The following is a 15,922-nucleotide window of genomic DNA, read 5'->3' as shown; positions in this document are numbered from 1 at the left end:
CGTTGCCAGAGCGTGTAAGAGGTACCGAACGGGCCTCGGCGGCCATCATCGTGATGGATGACGATACCGGGCGCGACGGTCCCGGTACATTGAAGGAGGTCATTGATAAAACGAGTCCGGGTCCGGCGCGGCCAGACCGCCGGCCAGCTCCAGCAGGAACGGCACCGCGTACGCCGACGCCTCGTAGCGGGCGCCCTGGTGGAAGATGTCGGCGAACCGGTCGCCGAGGGCGGTCTTCCCCGCCTTCGGGTCGGGCGAGCGCAGGGCGCGGAGCTGGCCGGGCACATCGCCGGCCGAGCCGTAGGCGTGGCCGGGCCGGGGCCGGTCGATATCGTCGAGTCCGTCGAACACGCCGCCCGTCCTCGCCCGGCCCGCCGACGGTCCCGCCGGGCTACTGCTGCGGCGGACGCCAGGTGCTGCCGCGCAGGAGCTGGTCGGCGCCGAGCCAGGCGACGTTCATCATCCGGGTGGCGGTCTTCTCCGGATCGGCCCCGGGATGGTCGGCGAGCCAGTCGGCCAGCGACTCGCTCGCGCCGACCAGGGCGTACGCGACGACCTCCAGGTCGGTGCCGCTCACCTCGCGCCCCCGGGCGCGCAGCGCGTGGTCGAGCATCCCGGCGACCACCTCGACGAGCCTGGCCCGCATGGCGGCCAGCTCCCCGGCGAACGGCTGCGAGCCCCGGGCCTGCCGGTAGAGCACCGCCCAGCCGTCCCGGTGCGCCCCGACGAAGCCGAAGAACGCCCGCAGCCCGCGCCAGAGCCGCTCGTCGGCGTCCAGGTCCGGGACGGCGGCCCCGGCAATGGCCTCCATCATCCGGGTGCCCTCGCGGTGCAGGCAGGCGACGAAGAGCTCCTCCTTCGTGCCGAGGTATGCGTAGACCATGGGCTTGGAGATGCCGGCGGCCTCGGCGATCTCGTCCATGCTGGCCGCGTGGAAGCCGCGCCGGGAGAAGACCCGGACGGCCGCGTCGAGCATCTGCTGCTCGCGTACGGCCCGGGGCAGGCGCTTGAAGGTGGGGGTGCTGGACACCTTGCGAGCATACCTACTCATGCGTAAGGTTACGCTTGAGTAACCATTCGCCGCCCGAGAGGTGCATCTCCCATGACCGACTTCGACCCGGCCAACTTCGCCAACTACGGCCCGAAGGAGTTCGCCCAGCTGGTCAAGTCCACCCCCGACGACAAGATCGCCGAGGTGATGTCCGGCGACCTGCGCGGCAAGGTCCTGAGCGAGGTCTTCGGCCGGATGCCCTCGCTGTTCCGCGCCGACCGGGCCGGCGCCACCAACGCGGTGATCCACTGGAACATCACCGGCCGCCCCGACGGTGGCACCGACACGTACGAGATCGCCATCGCCGACGGCGCCTGCGCGGTCAACGAGACCCCGCAGCACGACCCGAAGCTGAGCCTCACCATGGGCCCGGTCGAGTTCCTGAAGATCGTCTCCGGCGGGGCCAACCCGGTCATGCTGTTCATGACGGGCAAGCTGAAGGCCAAGGGCGACCTGGGCCTGGCCGCCAACATCGCCAACCTGTTCGACATCCCCAAGGCCTGACATGGCCGAGTTCTCGCTCGACCTGAACGAGGAACAGCGGGACCTGCGGGACTGGGTGCACGGCTTCGCCGCCGAGGTCGTGCGCCCGGCCGCCGCCGAGTGGGACGCCCGGGAGGAGACCCCCTGGCCCGTCATCCAGGAGGCGGCGAAGGTCGGCCTGTACGGCTTCGAGTTCCTCGCCACCTGCTGGGCCGACCCCACCGGCCTGTCCCTCCCGATCGCCAGCGAGGAGCTCTTCTGGGGCGACGCCGGCATCGGCCTGGGCATCTTCGGCACCTCCCTCGCGGTGGCCGCCATCTACGGCGCGGGCACCCCCGACCAGCTCGTCGAGTGGGTCCCGCAGTGCTTCGGCGACGTCGACTCACCCGCCGTCGCGGCGTTCTGCACCACCGAGCCGGAGGCCGGCTCCGACGTCAGCGCGATGCGCACCCGGGCCGTCTACGACGAGGCCACCGACGAGTGGGTGCTGCGCGGGCAGAAGGCGTACGCCACCAACGGCGGGATCGCCGGGGTGCACGTCGTCACCGCCTCGATCGACCCGGAACTCGGCTCGCGCGGCCAGGCCGCGTTCGTCGTACCGCCGGGCACCGCCGGGTTGAGCGCCACCCGGAAGCTGCGCAAGCTCGGGCTGCGCGCCTCGCACACGGCGGACGTCTTCCTCGACGACGTCCGGGTGCCGGGCCGCTGCCTGCTCGGCGGGCGGGAGGCCCTGCTGGAACGGCTCGACCGGGCCCGCTCCGGCCAGCGCGCCTCCGGCCAGGCCGCGATGCGCACCTTCGAGCTGTCCCGGCCCACCGTCGGCGCGCAGGCGCTCGGCGTGGCCCGGGCCGCCTACGAGTACGCCCTCGACTACGCGAAGGACCGGGTCCAGTTCGGCCGGCCGATCATCGAGAACCAGGCCGTCGCGTTCGCGCTGGCCGACATGAGGATGGAGATCGACGCGGCCCGGCTGCTGGTCTGGCGGGCCTCCTGGATGGGCCGCAACAACCGCCCGTTCACCGCCGGCGAGGGCTCGATGTCCAAGCTCAAGGCCGGCGAGGTGGCCGTGTCGGTCACCGAGAAGGCGGTCCAGCTGCTCGGCGGGGCCGGCTTCCTGCGGGACCACCCGGTCGAGCGCTGGTACCGGGACGCGAAGATCTACACCATCTTCGAGGGCACCTCGGAGATCCAGCGGCTGGTCATCTCCCGGGCCATCTCCGGCGTGCACATCCGCTGACCCACCGACAGAGCACCCTCGCACCACCACGCGCGACCACCGCGCCGGCCCCTCGTCACCGAGGGCACCGGCACGGTGGAGACCGGTAACGGAGGGCCCGCGAGCAGGGCGTGGCCGGCCCCCCGGAAACACCGGCGGCACAGGACCGACCAGACACGCCCGGCGAGGAGCCCCAGGCGGGGCCCCGCACCTCCGAAGGAGGCCGCGCATGGACCTGCCGTTCGTCGTCGCCACGCTGACCCGACGGGGCCTACTCACCCCGGGCCGGCCGATCCGAATCGCCTCCCAGCTCGGCGCGCTGCGCAGGTGGGGTTGGAGCCTCGCCGGCGAGCTGCGCCAGGCAGCCGCCCGGGACCCGGGCCGCACCGCCGTCGTCGACGAGCTGGGCGCCGAGCTGACGTACCGGGACCTGCTGGACCGGGCCGAGCGGCTGGCGAAGTCGCTGCGCGGCGTGCTCGGCGTCCAGGCCGGGGACCGGATCGGGCTGCTCTGCCGCAACCACCCCGGGATGATCGAGGCCATGGTTGCCACCACCCTGCTCGGCGCGGACGCGGTGCTGGTCAACTCCGGGCTCTCCGCCGCGCAGCTCGCCACCGTCGCCGAGGAGCAGGCGCTCAAGGTCCTGGTGCACGACGCCGAGTTCGCCGACCGGCTCCCCGGCCTCCCCGCCGAGCTGCACCGGGTCGACGAGGCCCGGCAGGAGGCGTTGGTCGCGGGGGCGCAGCCCGGCGACCTCCGGCCGCCGCCGCGCGACGGCCGGACCATCGTGCTCACCTCCGGCACCACCGGCGCGCCCAAGGGGGCCCGCCGGCCCACCCCGCACGGCTTCGGCCCGCTGGTGTCCATCATCGACCGCATCCCGCTGCACGTCCGGCACACCGTGCTGATCGCCGCACCGCTGTTCCACACCTGGGGGTACGCCGCCCTCCAGGTCTGCTTCGCCCTGCGGGCGACCATCGTGCTGCACCGCCGCTTCGACCCGGCCGCCACGCTGGACGCGCTGGCGGCGCAGCGCTGCGACGCCATGTTCGCGGTGCCGGTGATGGTGCAGCGGCTGATGGAGGTGCCCCCGCCCAACCGGAGGCCGCCGCTGAAGGTGGTCGCGGTCAGCGGTTCCGCGCTGCCCGGCGGGCTGGCCACGAAGTTCATGGACGCCTACGGCGACGTCCTCTACAACCTGTACGGCTCCACCGAGGTCTCCTGGGCGTCCATCGCGGGCCCCGCCGACCTGCGACGGGCCCCCACCACCGCCGGCCGGCCACCGTACGGCACCCGGCTGCGGATCCTCGACGAGGAGGGTCGACCGGTCCTCGACGGCCGGGTCGGCCGGATCTTCGTGGGCAACGAGATGCTGTTCGAGGGCTACACCTCGGGGGCGGGACGGGAGAGCCGGGACGGGCTGCTGGACACCGGCGACCTCGGCCGGGTCGACGCCGAGGGACTCCTCTTCGTCGACGGGCGAGCCGACGACATGATCGTCTCCGGCGGGGAGAACGTCTTCCCGTCCGAGGTGGAGGACCTGATCGCCCGGCTCCCCCAGGTCCGGGAGGCTGCCGTCATCGGCGTGCCGGACCCGGAGTACGGCCAGCGACTGGCCGCGTTCCTCGCCCTGCACCCCGGTGAGACGCTGGACCCGGAGGCGGTCCGCGAGTACGTCCGGCACTACCTGGCCCGGTTCTCCGTGCCCCGGGACGTGGTCTTCGTGAAGTACCTGCCGCGCAACGCCACCGGCAAGGTACTCAGCCGCGAGCTACGCCGCTACTACGGCTGACGGGCTCTCCCCCGGCCGCGCCACCAGCACGGCTGAGGGGCTCTCCCCCGGCCGTCGACCGGGCACACCAGGGACTCACCCGAGCCGACGACCGGGGTGCGCCGGGGGACTCTCCCGGATGCCCCGGGATCGCCCGGCGGGCAGGCTCGACAGCATGAAGATCACGAATCGCCGGACCGTCCTCGTCGCCACGGCGCTCGGCGCCCTGCTGGCCGTCACCGCCCCCGGCGCGGTCGCCGCCGCCCCCCGCACCACCGACGCCTCCGCCCCCGGCTCCGTCGCCGTGGCTGCCGGCTCCGTGGCTGCCGGCTCCGTGGGAGCCGGGACGGCGGCGCTCGGCCGGGGCGGCGCCGACTGCCGGCCCGGTACCCTCGACCCCGGCCCCCTCTGGGCGGCCATCGCCGGCCTACCCAGCGCCGACGCGACCAGCGCCCAGGTGCGGATCACCACCCCGGAGGGCTGCTGGACGGGCACCAACGGCGTACGGGACCTGCGCGCCCAGGCCCCGGTGCCGCCGCACGCGCGGTTCCGGGTGGGCAGCGCAACCAAGGTCTTCACCGCCGCCCTGGTGCTCCAGCTCGCCGCCGAGGGGCGGGTCGACCTGAACGGACCGGTGCAGGGATACCTGCCCGGCCTGCTGCCCGCCGACTACCCGACCGTGACCGTCCGCCAGCTGCTCAACCACACCAGCGGCATCCCCAGCCCGAACGTGCCGAGCGACATCGAGTGGCAGCTCGCCCACCGGTACGACCGCTGGACCCCCGAGCAGATCATCCGGCTCGGGCTGGACAACCCGCGCGAGTTCTCCCCCGGCGAGAAGCAGCACTACACCAACATGGGCTACATCGTCGCCGGCCTGCTGGTCGAGAAGGTCACCGGCCACTCGTACGAGGCGGAGCTGGACCGGCGGATCGCCCGGCCGCTCGGCCTGCGGGACACGTACGCGCCGGGCGACGACCCGCGCATCCGCGGCCCGCACGCGCACGGCTACCAGGCGGTGGTCCGCGGCGGGGCGACCGAGCTGGTGGACGCGACCACCTGGAGCCAGACCTTCACCCCGGCCTCCGGGAACGTCATCTCCAGCCTCGCCGACCTGGACACCTTCATCACGGCGCTGTTCACCGGCCGGGTGGTGCCGGAGCCTCAGCTCACCGAGATGTTCACCCTCCCGCAGGTGGACGACGTCGAGGGCGGGCCGGCCCGGTACAGCGCCGGGCTGACCGCCATGTCGCTGCCGAACGGCGAGACCCTCTGGGCCAAGACCGGCTCCCGGTTCGGCTACCTGACCGCCGTGGCATCGACCCGGGACGGCCGGTTCCGGGTGGAGTACTCGATCACCGCGACGAACGCCAAGGGCGAGGAGCTGAGCGCCACCGCCCAGGCTGTCATCGGCGCCGCCCTCGGCATGGCCTGACCCACGCCCGCCGATCGTCCGACGGCCCCGGCCGACCCACGGATCACGGATCACGGATCACGGATCACGGATACAGGGTCAGGCCGGGTGCCCGGGCGATCGCGGCAAGCTGTTCCACGGTGAGCAGGGGCTCTTCGGCAGTCTTCGAGGGCCGCATCTGGTTGCCGACCGGCTCAAACCGGGAGTTGTTGGTGACGGTGAGCACCGAGGTGCCGTCCGGCCGCAGCAGCACCACCCGCAGCTGCCGCTGACCCGGCCCCGCGACCATGCTGCTGACCACTGCGGCCGAACCGTCCGGGTAGTTGACGACCTCGCAGTCGTCCGGCTCGGGCGCATGTCGGCAGTCGGGCGCGGCCTCGTCCGTGGCCGTCGGCATCACCCGGAGCAGGAAGGCACCGGACTCCTCGCCCCGCCGGACCGTCCCGTCCAGCATGTACTCCCGGTAGCGGGGGTGGTACTGGAACTGCGGTTCGGAGCAGCCCTTCAGCGCCGGGTCGATCCGCACCCCGTTGGGCAGTAGGGCCGGCAGCGCGTCCCGGAGCGCCCCGGTCAGTCGGGCGACCCCGGCCCCGGGTGCCTCCGTCGGCCGGGCACGGACCGTGTCGTGCGACTGCAGGGGCGGCAGGGGCCCGCTGGTCTGCGGGGTCACCCCGGCACACATTGGCACGGGGGCCGAAGGGGCCCCGGTGGGCAGGCTGAGCACCGGCAGGGTGATCGCGTGGGGCGGGCCTCCGGCCGCCAGCGCCGGCACCACTGCCACCGCGGCGACGGCAGCCGCGACGCCGATGCCGCTCCATGCCCAAGACCGGTGCCGGCGACGCCGCCGCTCGGCGCTGATCAGGTGCTCCACGTCGATCCGGGTCGCCGGCGGGTCAGCCGCGGCGGCATGCAGTTGGGACGTGATCTCATCCATCGGCGCGTACCCCCTCGTGGGTGGCCGGCACGCCGACGAGGCGGCCCCGCAGCGCCTCGATGGCCCGCGCGGCCTGACTCTTCACGGTTCCGGTGGTGCAGCCCAGTTCCCGGGCCGTCTCCTCGACCGAGAGGTCGCAGAAGTAGCGCAGCACCAGGACGGCCCGCCGTCGGGCCGGCAGCTCGGCCAGCAGGGCGAGAATGGTCAGCCGGTCCGCGGCCCCGTCGGTCGCCGACCGCACTGCGCCGTCCGGCACGTCCGCCCAGGCTGCCTCCCGCCGCCACGGCCGGCGGCGCTCGTCCAGCCAGACCCGCAGCAGGACGCGCCGGGCGTACGCGTCCGGGTTGTCCATCGCGGACACCCGTCGCCAGTGCCGCAACAGCCGGACCAGCGCCATCGACACCAGGTCGTCCGCCATGTGCCAGTCGCCGCAGAGCAGGTACGCCGTACGACGCAGCGGATTCAGCCGCGACGCGACGTACTCGCGGTAGCCCTCGATGTCGGCAGGCAATCCGCCACCCCCTCACCTCACCGGTCAAACGGAGGTGAGGGGGACGGGGGTTGCCTGGTCAGCGGGGAATTGTGATCCGGCCGTCGACCGCCGCGGCGGCGATGTCGGTGCGGTGGTGCGAGCCGGCCAACCCGATGCCGCCGACCAGCGCGTACGCGGCGTCCCGCGCGGCGGCGAGGGTGGGGCCGGTGGCCGTACCGCAGAGGACCCGGCCGCCCGCGGAGAGCAACGCGCCGTCGGCGGCCCGGCGGGCGGTGCCCGCGTGGATCACGCCCGGACGGTCGGCGCCGGTGATCACGTCGCCGGTGCGCGGGGTGCCCGGGTAGTTGTCGGCGGCCACCACCACCGTCACCGCCGCGCCGTCACGCCAGCGCAGCGGCGGGTGCGTGGCCAGCGTGCCGGTCGACGCCGCGTGCAACAGGCCGCCGAGCGGGGTCTCCAGCAGGGCGAGGACGACCTGGGTCTCCGGGTCGCCGAAGCGGGCGTTGAACTCGATCACCCTGTGCCCGTCGGCGGTCATCGCCAGGCCCACGTAGAGCAGGCCGGCGAACGGGGTGCCCCGGCGGCGCATCTCCGCCAGAGTCGGGTGGACGACGTCGGCCATCACCTCGTCGACCAGGCCGGACGGTGCCCAGGGCAGCGGCGCGTACGCCCCCATGCCGCCGGTGTTCGGGCCGGAGTCGCCGTCGCCGACCCGCTTGAAGTCCTGCGCGGGCAGCAGCGGCACCGCCGCCTCGCCGTCGGTGACCACGAAGAGGGAGACCTCGGGGCCGGCCAGGTACTCCTCGACGACGACCCGGCCGCACTCCTGTGCGTGTCGCAGCGCGGCGGCCCGGTCGTCGGTGACGACGACCCCCTTGCCGGCGGCCAGCCCGTCGTTCTTCACCACGTACGGCGGGCCGAACTCGTCCAGCGCTGCGGCGGTGGACGCCCCGTCGGTGCAGGTGTACGCCCGGGCGGTCGGCACGCCGGCGGCGGTCATCACGTCCTTGGCGAACGTCTTCGAGCCCTCCAACTGGGCGGCCTCGGCGGACGGCCCGAACGCGGCGATGCCCTTGGCGCGCACGGCGTCGGCGACCCCGGCGACCAGCGGCCCCTCGGGACCGATCACCACCAGGTCGACGCCGGTCTCCACGGCCAGCGCGGCGACGGCGGCGGGGTCGGCTACGTCCACCGCCCGCAGCTCGGCCACCCCGGCAATCCCCGGGTTACCGGGTGCCGCGATCAGAACCTCGACGGACGGGTCCGCAGCGAGCCCGAGCGCGAGCCCATGCTCCCGCCCCCCACCACCCAAAAGAAGTACGCGCACGCCAACGAACCCTACCCACCCCTCCCCTCCCCCTCCCCCTCCCCTCCCCCCGCCTCGCCCCCTCCCACCCCCACCTCGCCACGTTGATCAAGAGGTTTCTGTCAGATCAGAGGTCAAAGTTGACGCAAACCTCTTGATCACCGGGGCGAGGTGGGGGCGTGGGGGCGTGGGGGCGTGGGGGCGTGGGGGCGTGGGGGCGTGGGGGCGTGGGGGCGTGGGGGCGTGGGGCGTGGGGGCGTGGGGGCGTGGGGGCGTGGGGGCGTGGGGGCGTGGGGGCGTGGGGGCGTGGGGGCGTGGGGCGTGGGGGCGTGGGGCGTGGGGGCGTGGGGGCGTGGGGGCGTGGGGGCGTGGGGGCGTGGGGGCGTGGGGGCGTGGGGGCGTGGGGGCGTGGGGGCGTGGGGCGTGGGGGCGTGGGGGCGTGGGGGCGTGGGGGCGTGGGGGCGTGGGGGCGTGGGGCGTGGGGGCGTGGGGGCGTGGGGCGTGGGGGCGTGGGGGCGTGGGGGCGTGGGGGCGTGGGGGCGTGGGGAGGGGCGGGGTGGGGGTGGGGTGGGTTAGGGGTGGGAGGACATTGCCTGGCGGACTGTCCACGGGATGTAGTCCGGGCGGAGAGTGTCGGCCCAGGTGAAGCGGAGGATTCGCCAGCCCGCGTTGACCAGACGGTTCTGCCGGCGGCGATCGGCGAACAGTGCATCCGGCGCGCCGTGCAGGCCGCCGCCGTCGGCCTCGGCGATCAGCCGCGCGGCGCGCCAGCCCAGGTCGCCGATGCCGAGAAGGTGGCCGTCCTCGTCACGGACCTCGAGTTGCAGCTCGTCCGGAGGGACCCCGCCATCGCTGCACCTGAGCCGCGACCGGGTCTCCAACGGCGACTGCGCCCGGCCGTCCGCCTCGCCGAGATGCCCCCGGGCGGCCACGGCGCCCCGGCGCCCTCGAAGGAGCGTCGGCACCATCGCCAGGTCCTCCGCCGTGACAAGCCCAGCGTTCAGAGCCGAATCAAGCACGGACACGGCCGGGTACCGGTCCTGCCGAAGGATCACGTCCGTTACCGTACGCAGTGGAGTTGTCACGGGAATGCCGGCCACGCTGACGACGTCACCGGCGGCCATGGTCAGTTGGTGGACCACGAGCGAGGGATCGCCGGGCCGCTGCGGTCGGGGCTGGTCCACCGGCACGGAGACGTGGACGGCAGGGCTTCGGCGCAGGCCGGCGATGCCGTGCAGCTCCAACGCCGTGTCGAGGACCGCGAAGGCTCCCGGCCCCAGGCTCGCCACCGCCGCCCGGATACGAGCCCGGCTGGCCACCGGGCCGAGCTCCCCGTACGGCGCGAAGCAACCACGCGCCAGCCGCGTCCACCGGCCGGAGCGCCAGAGGTGCCGGATCTGGTCCCTGCTGAGTCCGGCCGCCAGCGCCTGGGCTGTGGTGACCATCCCGTCCTGCCCGGCGGCGACCTGCCTGATGAGTTCGAGCGGCATCACCGCCCCACCCTCACCCCGAACCCGCAAACACCTCCACCCCTGTGGACAACCCTGTGGATAACCCGAGGAATCTAGGCGTTGATCAAGAGGTTTGCGTCAGCTGCGGGCGCAATCGTGACGCAAACCTCTTGATCAACGCAGCAGGGCTGGGTGGGGCGGTGGGGTGGGGGTTAGGGGAGGAGGGGGTGGCGGGTTACGTTTTCTTCGCGGCCGGGGCCTACGCCCACCACGCTGACGCGGGTGCCGCAGATCTCCTCGATGCGGGCGATGTAGCGTCTCGCGTTCTCCGGGAGTTCGGCCTCGGTCCTCGCCTTGGTGATGTCCTCCCACCAGCCGTCGAGCTCCTCGTAGATCGGAGTCGCGTGGTGGAACTCGGTCTGCGTCATCGGCATGTCGTCGAAGCGCTCGCCGTTGATCTCGTACCCGACGCAGATCGGCACCTTGGGCAGGCCGGTCAGCACGTCCAGCTTGGTGACGACCAGGTCCGTGACACCGTTGAGGCGGCAGGAGTACCGGGCGACGACGGCGTCGAACCAGCCGCACCGGCGCTCCCGGCCGGTCGTCGTGCCGTACTCGTGGCCGACCTTGCGCAGGTGCTGGCCGTTGTCGTCGAACAACTCGGTCGGGAACGGGCCGGAGCCCACCCGGGTGGTGTACGCCTTGCTCACCGCGATGACCTTGTTGATCGCGGTCGGCGGGATGCCGGCGCCCACGCACGCCCCGCCCGCCGTCGGGTTCGACGAGGTCACGAAAGGATACGTGCCGTGGTCCATGTCGAGCATGGTGGCCTGGGCGCCCTCCAGCAGGACCGTCTCGCCCCGGTCGAGCGCGTCCCAGAGCATCACCCGGGTCTCGGCGATGTACGGCTTGAGCCGCTCGGCGTACTCCAGGTACTCCTCGACAGTCGCCTCGACGTCGATCGCCTTGCGGTTGTACACCTTGAACAGGATCTGGTTCTTCTCGCGCAGCGCGAGTTCCAGCTTCTTGCGCAGGATGCCCGGGTCGAGCAGATCCTGGAGCCGGATGCCCATCCGGGCGACCTTGTCCCCGTACGCCGGGCCGATGCCCCGGCCGGTGGTGCCGATCCGGGAGCTGCCGAGGTAGCGCTCCACCACCAGGTCCAGGGCCCGGTGGTGCGGCATGATCAGGTGCGCGTCGCCGGAGATCCGCAGCCGGGACACGTCCACCCCACGCTCGGCGAGGCCGTCGATCTCGGTCAGCAGCACCTTCGGGTCGACCACCACACCGTTGCCGATGATGATCATCGCGCTCGGTGAGAGCGCGCCGGACGGCATCAGGTGCAGCGCGTACTTCTGCCCGTCAGGGGTGATCACCGTGTGGCCGGCGTTGTTGCCGCCGGAGTAGCGCACTACGTAGTCGACCCGCTCACCCAGCAGGTCGGTAACCTTGCCCTTGCCCTCATCGCCCCATTGAGCACCGAGGAGCACGATCGCTGGCATCTTTTCCGCCTCCAGAAGGCTCGGGTGCCAGGTGGCGACCGGTCGGCGAGCCCGGGGTGTCAGGCTAACAAGAGGTCACGGCGGGTCCGGCAGGGGTTCGTCGAGAGTCAGGAGAATCTTTCGTGTACGACGTGGTGCTGCTCACCCTCGGCTCGGAGCGTGACGCTCCCGGTGGGGGCTGCGGCAGTGACGGAGCCTGCTGCGGCGGCACCACCGGGGACGCCCCCGAGCGGGCCGAGGAACGGTGCGAGACCCCCCGCGTGCCGGTGCTGGCCTGCGCGGACGCGCTGACCGCCCGAGGCGCCCGGGTGGAGACCATCACCGCCCGCTCGGACGCAGAGATCGACGAGGTGCTGGCGCGGCTCGACGGCCCACCCCGCCCCGACGGGCTCACCTGGCCGGATCCCGACTCGAAGACCCGGCTGGTCGTCGCCACGGCCAGAGACAGCCAGTTGCGGGCCGTCGTGCGCCGGCTCGTCCGGCGGTACGCCCCACCGCCCAGCCGCCGCCCCGCCGACCTGCCCGGGAACCGTACGGTGCCGGATCTGCCGCCGGTAGGCGTACTCCCGCTCGATCCGGCCCGGGGCGGCGGGCAGCGTGACCTGGCGGCGCAGCTCGGCCTGCCGCGCGACCCGGCGGCCGTGGCCGCCGCGATCCTGGACGGCACCCCCCGCCGGCTCGACCTGCTGCGCAACGACGGCGGCTCGGTGACGCTGGACGGCGCGCTGCTCGGCGCCGCCGACGACGCCGGCCGGCCGCTGCACTGGCGGGGCCGGATCGAGGTCGACGACGCCGTGCTCTCGGCGGGCGACGACCCCATCCTGGCCTGCGCCATCGGCAACGCGGGCGGATACGCCCAGCTCGACGGCCTTCCCCTGCTCACCGCCGGAGACCCGACGGACGGCGTGGTCGAGGTCGCGGTGGCCGTTCCCGTGGTGACCCGCTCGGCGTTGGGCAGGAAGCGGGTGCGGTTCGAGGTACGCCGGGCGCGGGGGCGCGCGGTGGCCGTCATCCCGCGCGACGAGCGGGTGCCCTACCTCGACGACGGGGTCGAGGGGGAGCTGAGCCGGAAGCGGTCGTGGTGGACCGAGCCGGGTGCCTGGGCGGTCTGGACTGCCTGAAGAGCCCCTGCGGCGTTCCACCGGCAACACCCGCCCCGGGTACGGCCACCGTGCCGAGTAGGGCTGCGGGCTGGACGATCAGCCGGCACGCTGGGGGTGTCGGAGGGAGGGACTCCGGGGCGCGGACCGGCGGAGATCCGCATCGATGGCCGGCGGCTCGGCCCCGGGGCCTATCCTCGGCAGGAGGAATGGGGAGGAACCGTCGTGGACGACAACGCCGACCGGGTCCACGTACCCGGCCAGCAGCCGGCTCCGGAGCGGGACATCGAACCGCTCTGGCCGCCGGACCCGACCGATCCCGGGCCGACCGGCTCCGGCCCGGAGTGGGCCGTGGGTGCGCCGCCCCACCAGCCGACACCCGAGCAGGCGACACCCCTTTCACCGGTCCCCGGGCCGGGGCCTGACGCGCAGAGCGCATACCCGTCGTTGGCCGCCTCGCCGGCCGCGCGCCCCGGGGCGGGGCAGCGGGACGCGTACCCTCCCGCCGTCGCGCCGCAGGGCGGGTACCCAGCCACCGCCGGACCGCAGGGCGGGTACCCCGAGCCCGGACCGCAGGGCGGGTACCCGGCCACCGCCGGGCCGCAGGGCGGGCAGGCCGAGGTCGGCCAGGGCCACGGCCACGGGCGGAGCGCGCCGGGGCCCGGCGAATGGCCGGTGGACGGACCGGACGGATGGGCGCCGGTGCCGTCGGAGACCGCTTGGGCGCCGCCGTCCGTGGGCGGCGTGCCGGCCCCCCGGGTCGGGCAGCCGGCACCCGGTTCGGTGGATCTGCACCTGCCCTTCACCCTGGACCAGGCGGCCACCGCGCACCCGGCCCCGATCCCGGCCCGTCGGCCGGTGGACTCGGCCGGGCCGCCCGACCCGTCGACACCGCCGGCGCCCGTGCCCCCGACGCCCGTGCCCCCGACGCCCGGCCCTCCGACGGTCGGCCCTCCGACGGTCGGCCCTCCGACGGTCGGCCCTCCGACGGTCGGCCCTGCCGCCCCCGAGGTGACCGGCCCGACGGCCGTGACCGACCCGACCGCGAGCGGCGGACAGGGCGTGAGCGGGGCTGCCGGGAGCGACGGCGGGCGGAACGGAACGGCCGGCGGATCGGTGCCGGGATCGAACGGCGGAGTGCGGGGGACAGCCGAGTCCCCGTGGGCCCTGCCACCGAGGCGTCCCGGCACAAGCGGTCCGGAGCAGGAGGGCCCGGGTCCGGACGGGGCGGCTGCGGACGGGGCGGCTGCGGACGGCTGGCCGGGCGGGCTGCCCGGTGGCACGGAGCCGGGCGGGACGGAGCCGCACGCCAGCCTGAGTACGGCCCCCGGTCCGGCGGGGACCGCAGTGCACCCGCCGGGGCCGTTCCCACCGGTGATGAATCCGCCCGGGCCGCTGCCCCCGACCCCCTATCCGCCCGCCACGGGCGGCACGCCGGCCGACTCGTACGTGGCCGGTCCCCCGGCGGCCGACCCGTACGCCGCCGGGGGGCCGGCGGCCGTGACGGGCCCGCCAATGGGGTGGGGGCCGGGACAGCAGCCCGGCCCGGGGTCCCTCGCCGCGGGACAGCCGAGTTGGTATCCCCCAGGCTGGCCGCAGCACGGCCAGCAGCCGGCGGCCCCGGCGACGCACCCGCCGTACCAGGAGGCGGACGGGGTGACCCGGGTGCCGCCCGGCTACCCGGACGTGGTCTGGACGCCCGACCTCGGGACCGCGCCGACCGCCGAGGACTTCGCCCGCCGCCGGCAGGTCCGCCCGGCCGACCCGGTGGCCACGATGGGCGTACGGGCCGTGGTGAACAAGACGGGGCTGATCAAGCTCCCGCCGGGGCGGCACGAGCAGGAGTTGCGCCACGACATCGAGATGGTGCGCCGCAACTTCGGCGGGCTGCGCCAGGTGACCGTGGTCAACCCGAAGGGCGGCGCGGGCAAGACCGTGGCGATCCTGCTGCTCGCCATGACGTTCGGGCAGAAGCGCGGCGGGTACGTGCTGGCCTGGGACAACAACGAGACCCAGGGCACCCTCGGGATGCGCGCCCAGCAGGACTTCCACTCCCGCACGGTGCGCGACATGCTGCGCGACCTGGGCCAGTTCCAGGGTGCCCACGGGCGGGTCGGCGACCTGTCGCAGTACGTCCGCTCGCAGGGCGAGGGAATGTTCGACGTGCTCGCCTCGGACGAGTCGGCCACCGGTGGGGAGATGCTCACCGCGTCGGCGTTCGCCGAGATCCGGGAGGTGGTCAGCCGGTTCTACAAGCTGATCTTCGTGGACACCGGCAACAACGTCCGGGCGCAGAACTGGCAGGCCGCGATGGACGCCACCGACCAGCTCGTGGTGACCATGTCGGCGCGCAACGACTCGGCGGAGACCGCCGCCCGGATGCTCGACCACCTGGAGCAGAGCGGCCGGCAGCGGCTGGTCCGGCAGGCGGTGACGGTGGTGTCCATGCCGCCGTCGCGCAAGGAGATCGACCTGCCGGCCATCCAGGAACACTTCGCGGCCCGGACCCGGGCGGTGCTGCTGGCCCCGTACGAGCGGTTGATCGACACCGGCGAACCGATCCGGTACGGAGGGCTCTCCTCGGCCACCCGGGACGCCTGGCTGAAGATCGCCGCATCGGTCGCCGAGGGGCTCTGAGTAGCGCGACGGCCGATCCGGCAGGTGCCGGGTCGGCCGTCGCGACGGCTCGCAGGGATCAGGCGCCGGCCAGGGCGTCCCCGGCAGCGGGGTCGCAGTCGCGCAGGAACTGGGCGCAGCGGGCCGCCTCGTCGGCCTCGCCGATCTCGCCGGCCGCTCGAGAAAGCACGTACAGGCAGCGCAGGAAGCCCTGGTTCGGCGCGTGCGACCAGGGCACCGGGCCGTGCCCCTTCCAGCCGCTGCGGCGCAGCTGGTCCAGGCCCCGGTGGTACCCGGTCCGGGCGTACGCGTACGCCGTAACGACCTGGCCGGCGGCCAGGGCGCGGCCCGCGAGCGCGGCCCAGCCGGCACTGTAGGTCGGGAAACGGGCCGCGACCTCGGCGTACGCCTCGTCGGTGCCGGCCTCGGTGGCGGCGGCGAGCGTGGCGTCGGCCTCGTCGTGGACCGGCAGGAGGGTGGCCGGCGGCTCAGGCAACAGGTTCTGCATCGTCCCATTCAACCCGCTTCGCTCTACGCCGCGCGAGGGGGTCGGCAGACCCGGTTGGCTGAACGGTTGAGGCATTG

General features: G+C 74.1%; 14 protein-coding genes. 6 read left to right on the top strand and 8 right to left on the bottom strand.

Annotated features, from left to right (window positions below; translation table 11 throughout):
- Positions 1 to 99 precede the first annotated feature (99 nt).
- Together OG617_RS14845 and OG617_RS14840 are read right to left on the bottom strand one after the other, a co-directional pair.
- Positions 100 to 351 (bottom strand): hypothetical protein, encoded by a 252-nt coding sequence (locus tag OG617_RS14845; RefSeq protein ID WP_405102220.1) that lies wholly within the window; start codon positions 349 to 351, stop codon positions 100 to 102.
- A gap of 40 nt (positions 352 to 391) precedes the next feature.
- Entirely contained in the window at positions 392 to 1,030 is a 639-nt protein-coding gene (locus OG617_RS14840; RefSeq protein ID WP_396676510.1) for a TetR/AcrR family transcriptional regulator, read from the bottom strand.
- Positions 1,031 to 1,102: 72 nt separating this feature from the next.
- Here OG617_RS14840 and OG617_RS14835 point away from each other — a divergent pair, with 72 nt between their 5' ends.
- From OG617_RS14835 to OG617_RS14820, 4 genes are all read left to right on the top strand, one after another.
- Entirely contained in the window at positions 1,103 to 1,555 is a 453-nt protein-coding gene (locus tag OG617_RS14835) for an SCP2 sterol-binding domain-containing protein (RefSeq protein WP_396676511.1), read from the top strand.
- 1 nt (position 1,556) lies between these two features.
- Entirely contained in the window at positions 1,557 to 2,771 is a 1,215-nt protein-coding gene (locus OG617_RS14830) for an acyl-CoA dehydrogenase family protein (protein WP_405102218.1), read from the top strand.
- 208 nt (positions 2,772 to 2,979) lie between these two features.
- Positions 2,980 to 4,542 (top strand): AMP-binding protein, encoded by a 1,563-nt coding sequence (locus tag OG617_RS14825; protein ID WP_405102216.1) that lies wholly within the window; start codon positions 2,980 to 2,982, stop codon positions 4,540 to 4,542.
- 154 nt (positions 4,543 to 4,696) lie between these two features.
- Positions 4,697 to 5,956 (top strand): serine hydrolase domain-containing protein, encoded by a 1,260-nt coding sequence (locus OG617_RS14820; RefSeq protein ID WP_405102214.1) that lies wholly within the window; start codon positions 4,697 to 4,699, stop codon positions 5,954 to 5,956.
- 64 nt (positions 5,957 to 6,020) lie between these two features.
- On the opposite strand, the gene OG617_RS14815 is transcribed toward OG617_RS14820, so the two are convergent.
- From OG617_RS14815 to OG617_RS14795, 5 genes are all read right to left on the bottom strand, one after another.
- Entirely contained in the window at positions 6,021 to 6,869 is an 849-nt protein-coding gene (locus OG617_RS14815; RefSeq protein ID WP_405102212.1) for a hypothetical protein, read from the bottom strand.
- The gene (locus OG617_RS14810; protein WP_405102210.1) at positions 6,862 to 7,380 is read right to left on the bottom strand and encodes a SigE family RNA polymerase sigma factor; all 519 of its coding nucleotides are present in this window, start codon (positions 7,378 to 7,380) and stop codon (positions 6,862 to 6,864) included. The genes OG617_RS14815 and OG617_RS14810 overlap by 8 nt, the downstream gene beginning before the upstream one ends.
- 58 nt (positions 7,381 to 7,438) lie before the next feature.
- On the bottom strand, positions 7,439 to 8,689 hold the full coding sequence (gene purD, locus OG617_RS14805; RefSeq protein ID WP_405102208.1) for a phosphoribosylamine--glycine ligase: 1,251 nt from the start codon (positions 8,687 to 8,689) through the stop codon (positions 7,439 to 7,441).
- Positions 8,690 to 9,240: 551 nt separating this feature from the next.
- The gene (locus OG617_RS14800) at positions 9,241 to 10,158 is read right to left on the bottom strand and encodes a type IV toxin-antitoxin system AbiEi family antitoxin domain-containing protein (protein WP_405102206.1); all 918 of its coding nucleotides are present in this window, start codon (positions 10,156 to 10,158) and stop codon (positions 9,241 to 9,243) included.
- Between the two features lie 173 nt (positions 10,159 to 10,331).
- A complete protein-coding gene (locus tag OG617_RS14795) occupies positions 10,332 to 11,621 on the bottom strand; it encodes an adenylosuccinate synthase (RefSeq protein WP_405102204.1) in 1,290 nt (429 codons plus the stop codon).
- Between the two features lie 122 nt (positions 11,622 to 11,743).
- Here OG617_RS14795 and OG617_RS14790 point away from each other — a divergent pair, with 122 nt between their 5' ends.
- Together OG617_RS14790 and OG617_RS14785 are read left to right on the top strand one after the other, a co-directional pair.
- Positions 11,744 to 12,742 carry a hypothetical protein gene (locus tag OG617_RS14790; protein WP_405102202.1) on the top strand — a complete coding sequence of 333 codons (999 nt, stop codon included), beginning with the start codon at positions 11,744 to 11,746 and terminating at the stop codon, positions 12,740 to 12,742.
- A 654-nt stretch (positions 12,743 to 13,396) separates the two neighbouring features.
- Positions 13,397 to 15,358, top strand: coding sequence for a chromosome partitioning protein (locus OG617_RS14785; RefSeq protein ID WP_405103712.1), 1,962 nt, complete (start codon positions 13,397 to 13,399; stop codon positions 15,356 to 15,358).
- A 58-nt stretch (positions 15,359 to 15,416) separates the two neighbouring features.
- Here the strand turns inward: OG617_RS14785 and OG617_RS14780 are convergent, their stop codons facing one another.
- Positions 15,417 to 15,845 (bottom strand): DUF3151 domain-containing protein, encoded by a 429-nt coding sequence (locus OG617_RS14780; protein WP_161688860.1) that lies wholly within the window; start codon positions 15,843 to 15,845, stop codon positions 15,417 to 15,419.
- Between the last annotated feature and the right edge of the window lie 77 nt (positions 15,846 to 15,922).

The sequence above is a fragment of the Micromonospora sp. NBC_01412 genome (genome assembly GCF_045040215.1).
GTDB lineage: Bacteria > Actinomycetota > Actinomycetes > Mycobacteriales > Micromonosporaceae > Micromonospora > Micromonospora rubida.
Note: the sequence above shows the minus strand (reverse complement) of the source record. Positions and strands in the feature narration are given on the sequence as shown.

Bases quoted from the DNA above. Each gene is read 5' to 3' on its own strand.
- OG617_RS14795 (WP_405102204.1), bottom strand. From the start codon at position 11,621: ATGCCAGCGATCGTGCTCCTCGGTGCTCAATGGGGCGATGAGGGCAAG.
- OG617_RS14780 (WP_161688860.1), bottom strand. From the start codon at position 15,845: ATGCAGAACCTGTTGCCTGAGCCGCCGGCCACCCTCCTGCCGGTCCAC.
- OG617_RS14825 (WP_405102216.1), top strand. From the start codon at position 2,980: ATGGACCTGCCGTTCGTCGTCGCCACGCTGACCCGACGGGGCCTACTC.
- OG617_RS14835 (WP_396676511.1), top strand. From the start codon at position 1,103: ATGACCGACTTCGACCCGGCCAACTTCGCCAACTACGGCCCGAAGGAG.
- OG617_RS14820 (WP_405102214.1), top strand. From the start codon at position 4,697: ATGAAGATCACGAATCGCCGGACCGTCCTCGTCGCCACGGCGCTCGGC.
- OG617_RS14830 (WP_405102218.1), top strand. From the start codon at position 1,557: ATGGCCGAGTTCTCGCTCGACCTGAACGAGGAACAGCGGGACCTGCGG.
- OG617_RS14815 (WP_405102212.1), bottom strand. From the start codon at position 6,869: ATGGATGAGATCACGTCCCAACTGCATGCCGCCGCGGCTGACCCGCCG.
- OG617_RS14800 (WP_405102206.1), bottom strand. From the start codon at position 10,158: ATGCCGCTCGAACTCATCAGGCAGGTCGCCGCCGGGCAGGACGGGATG.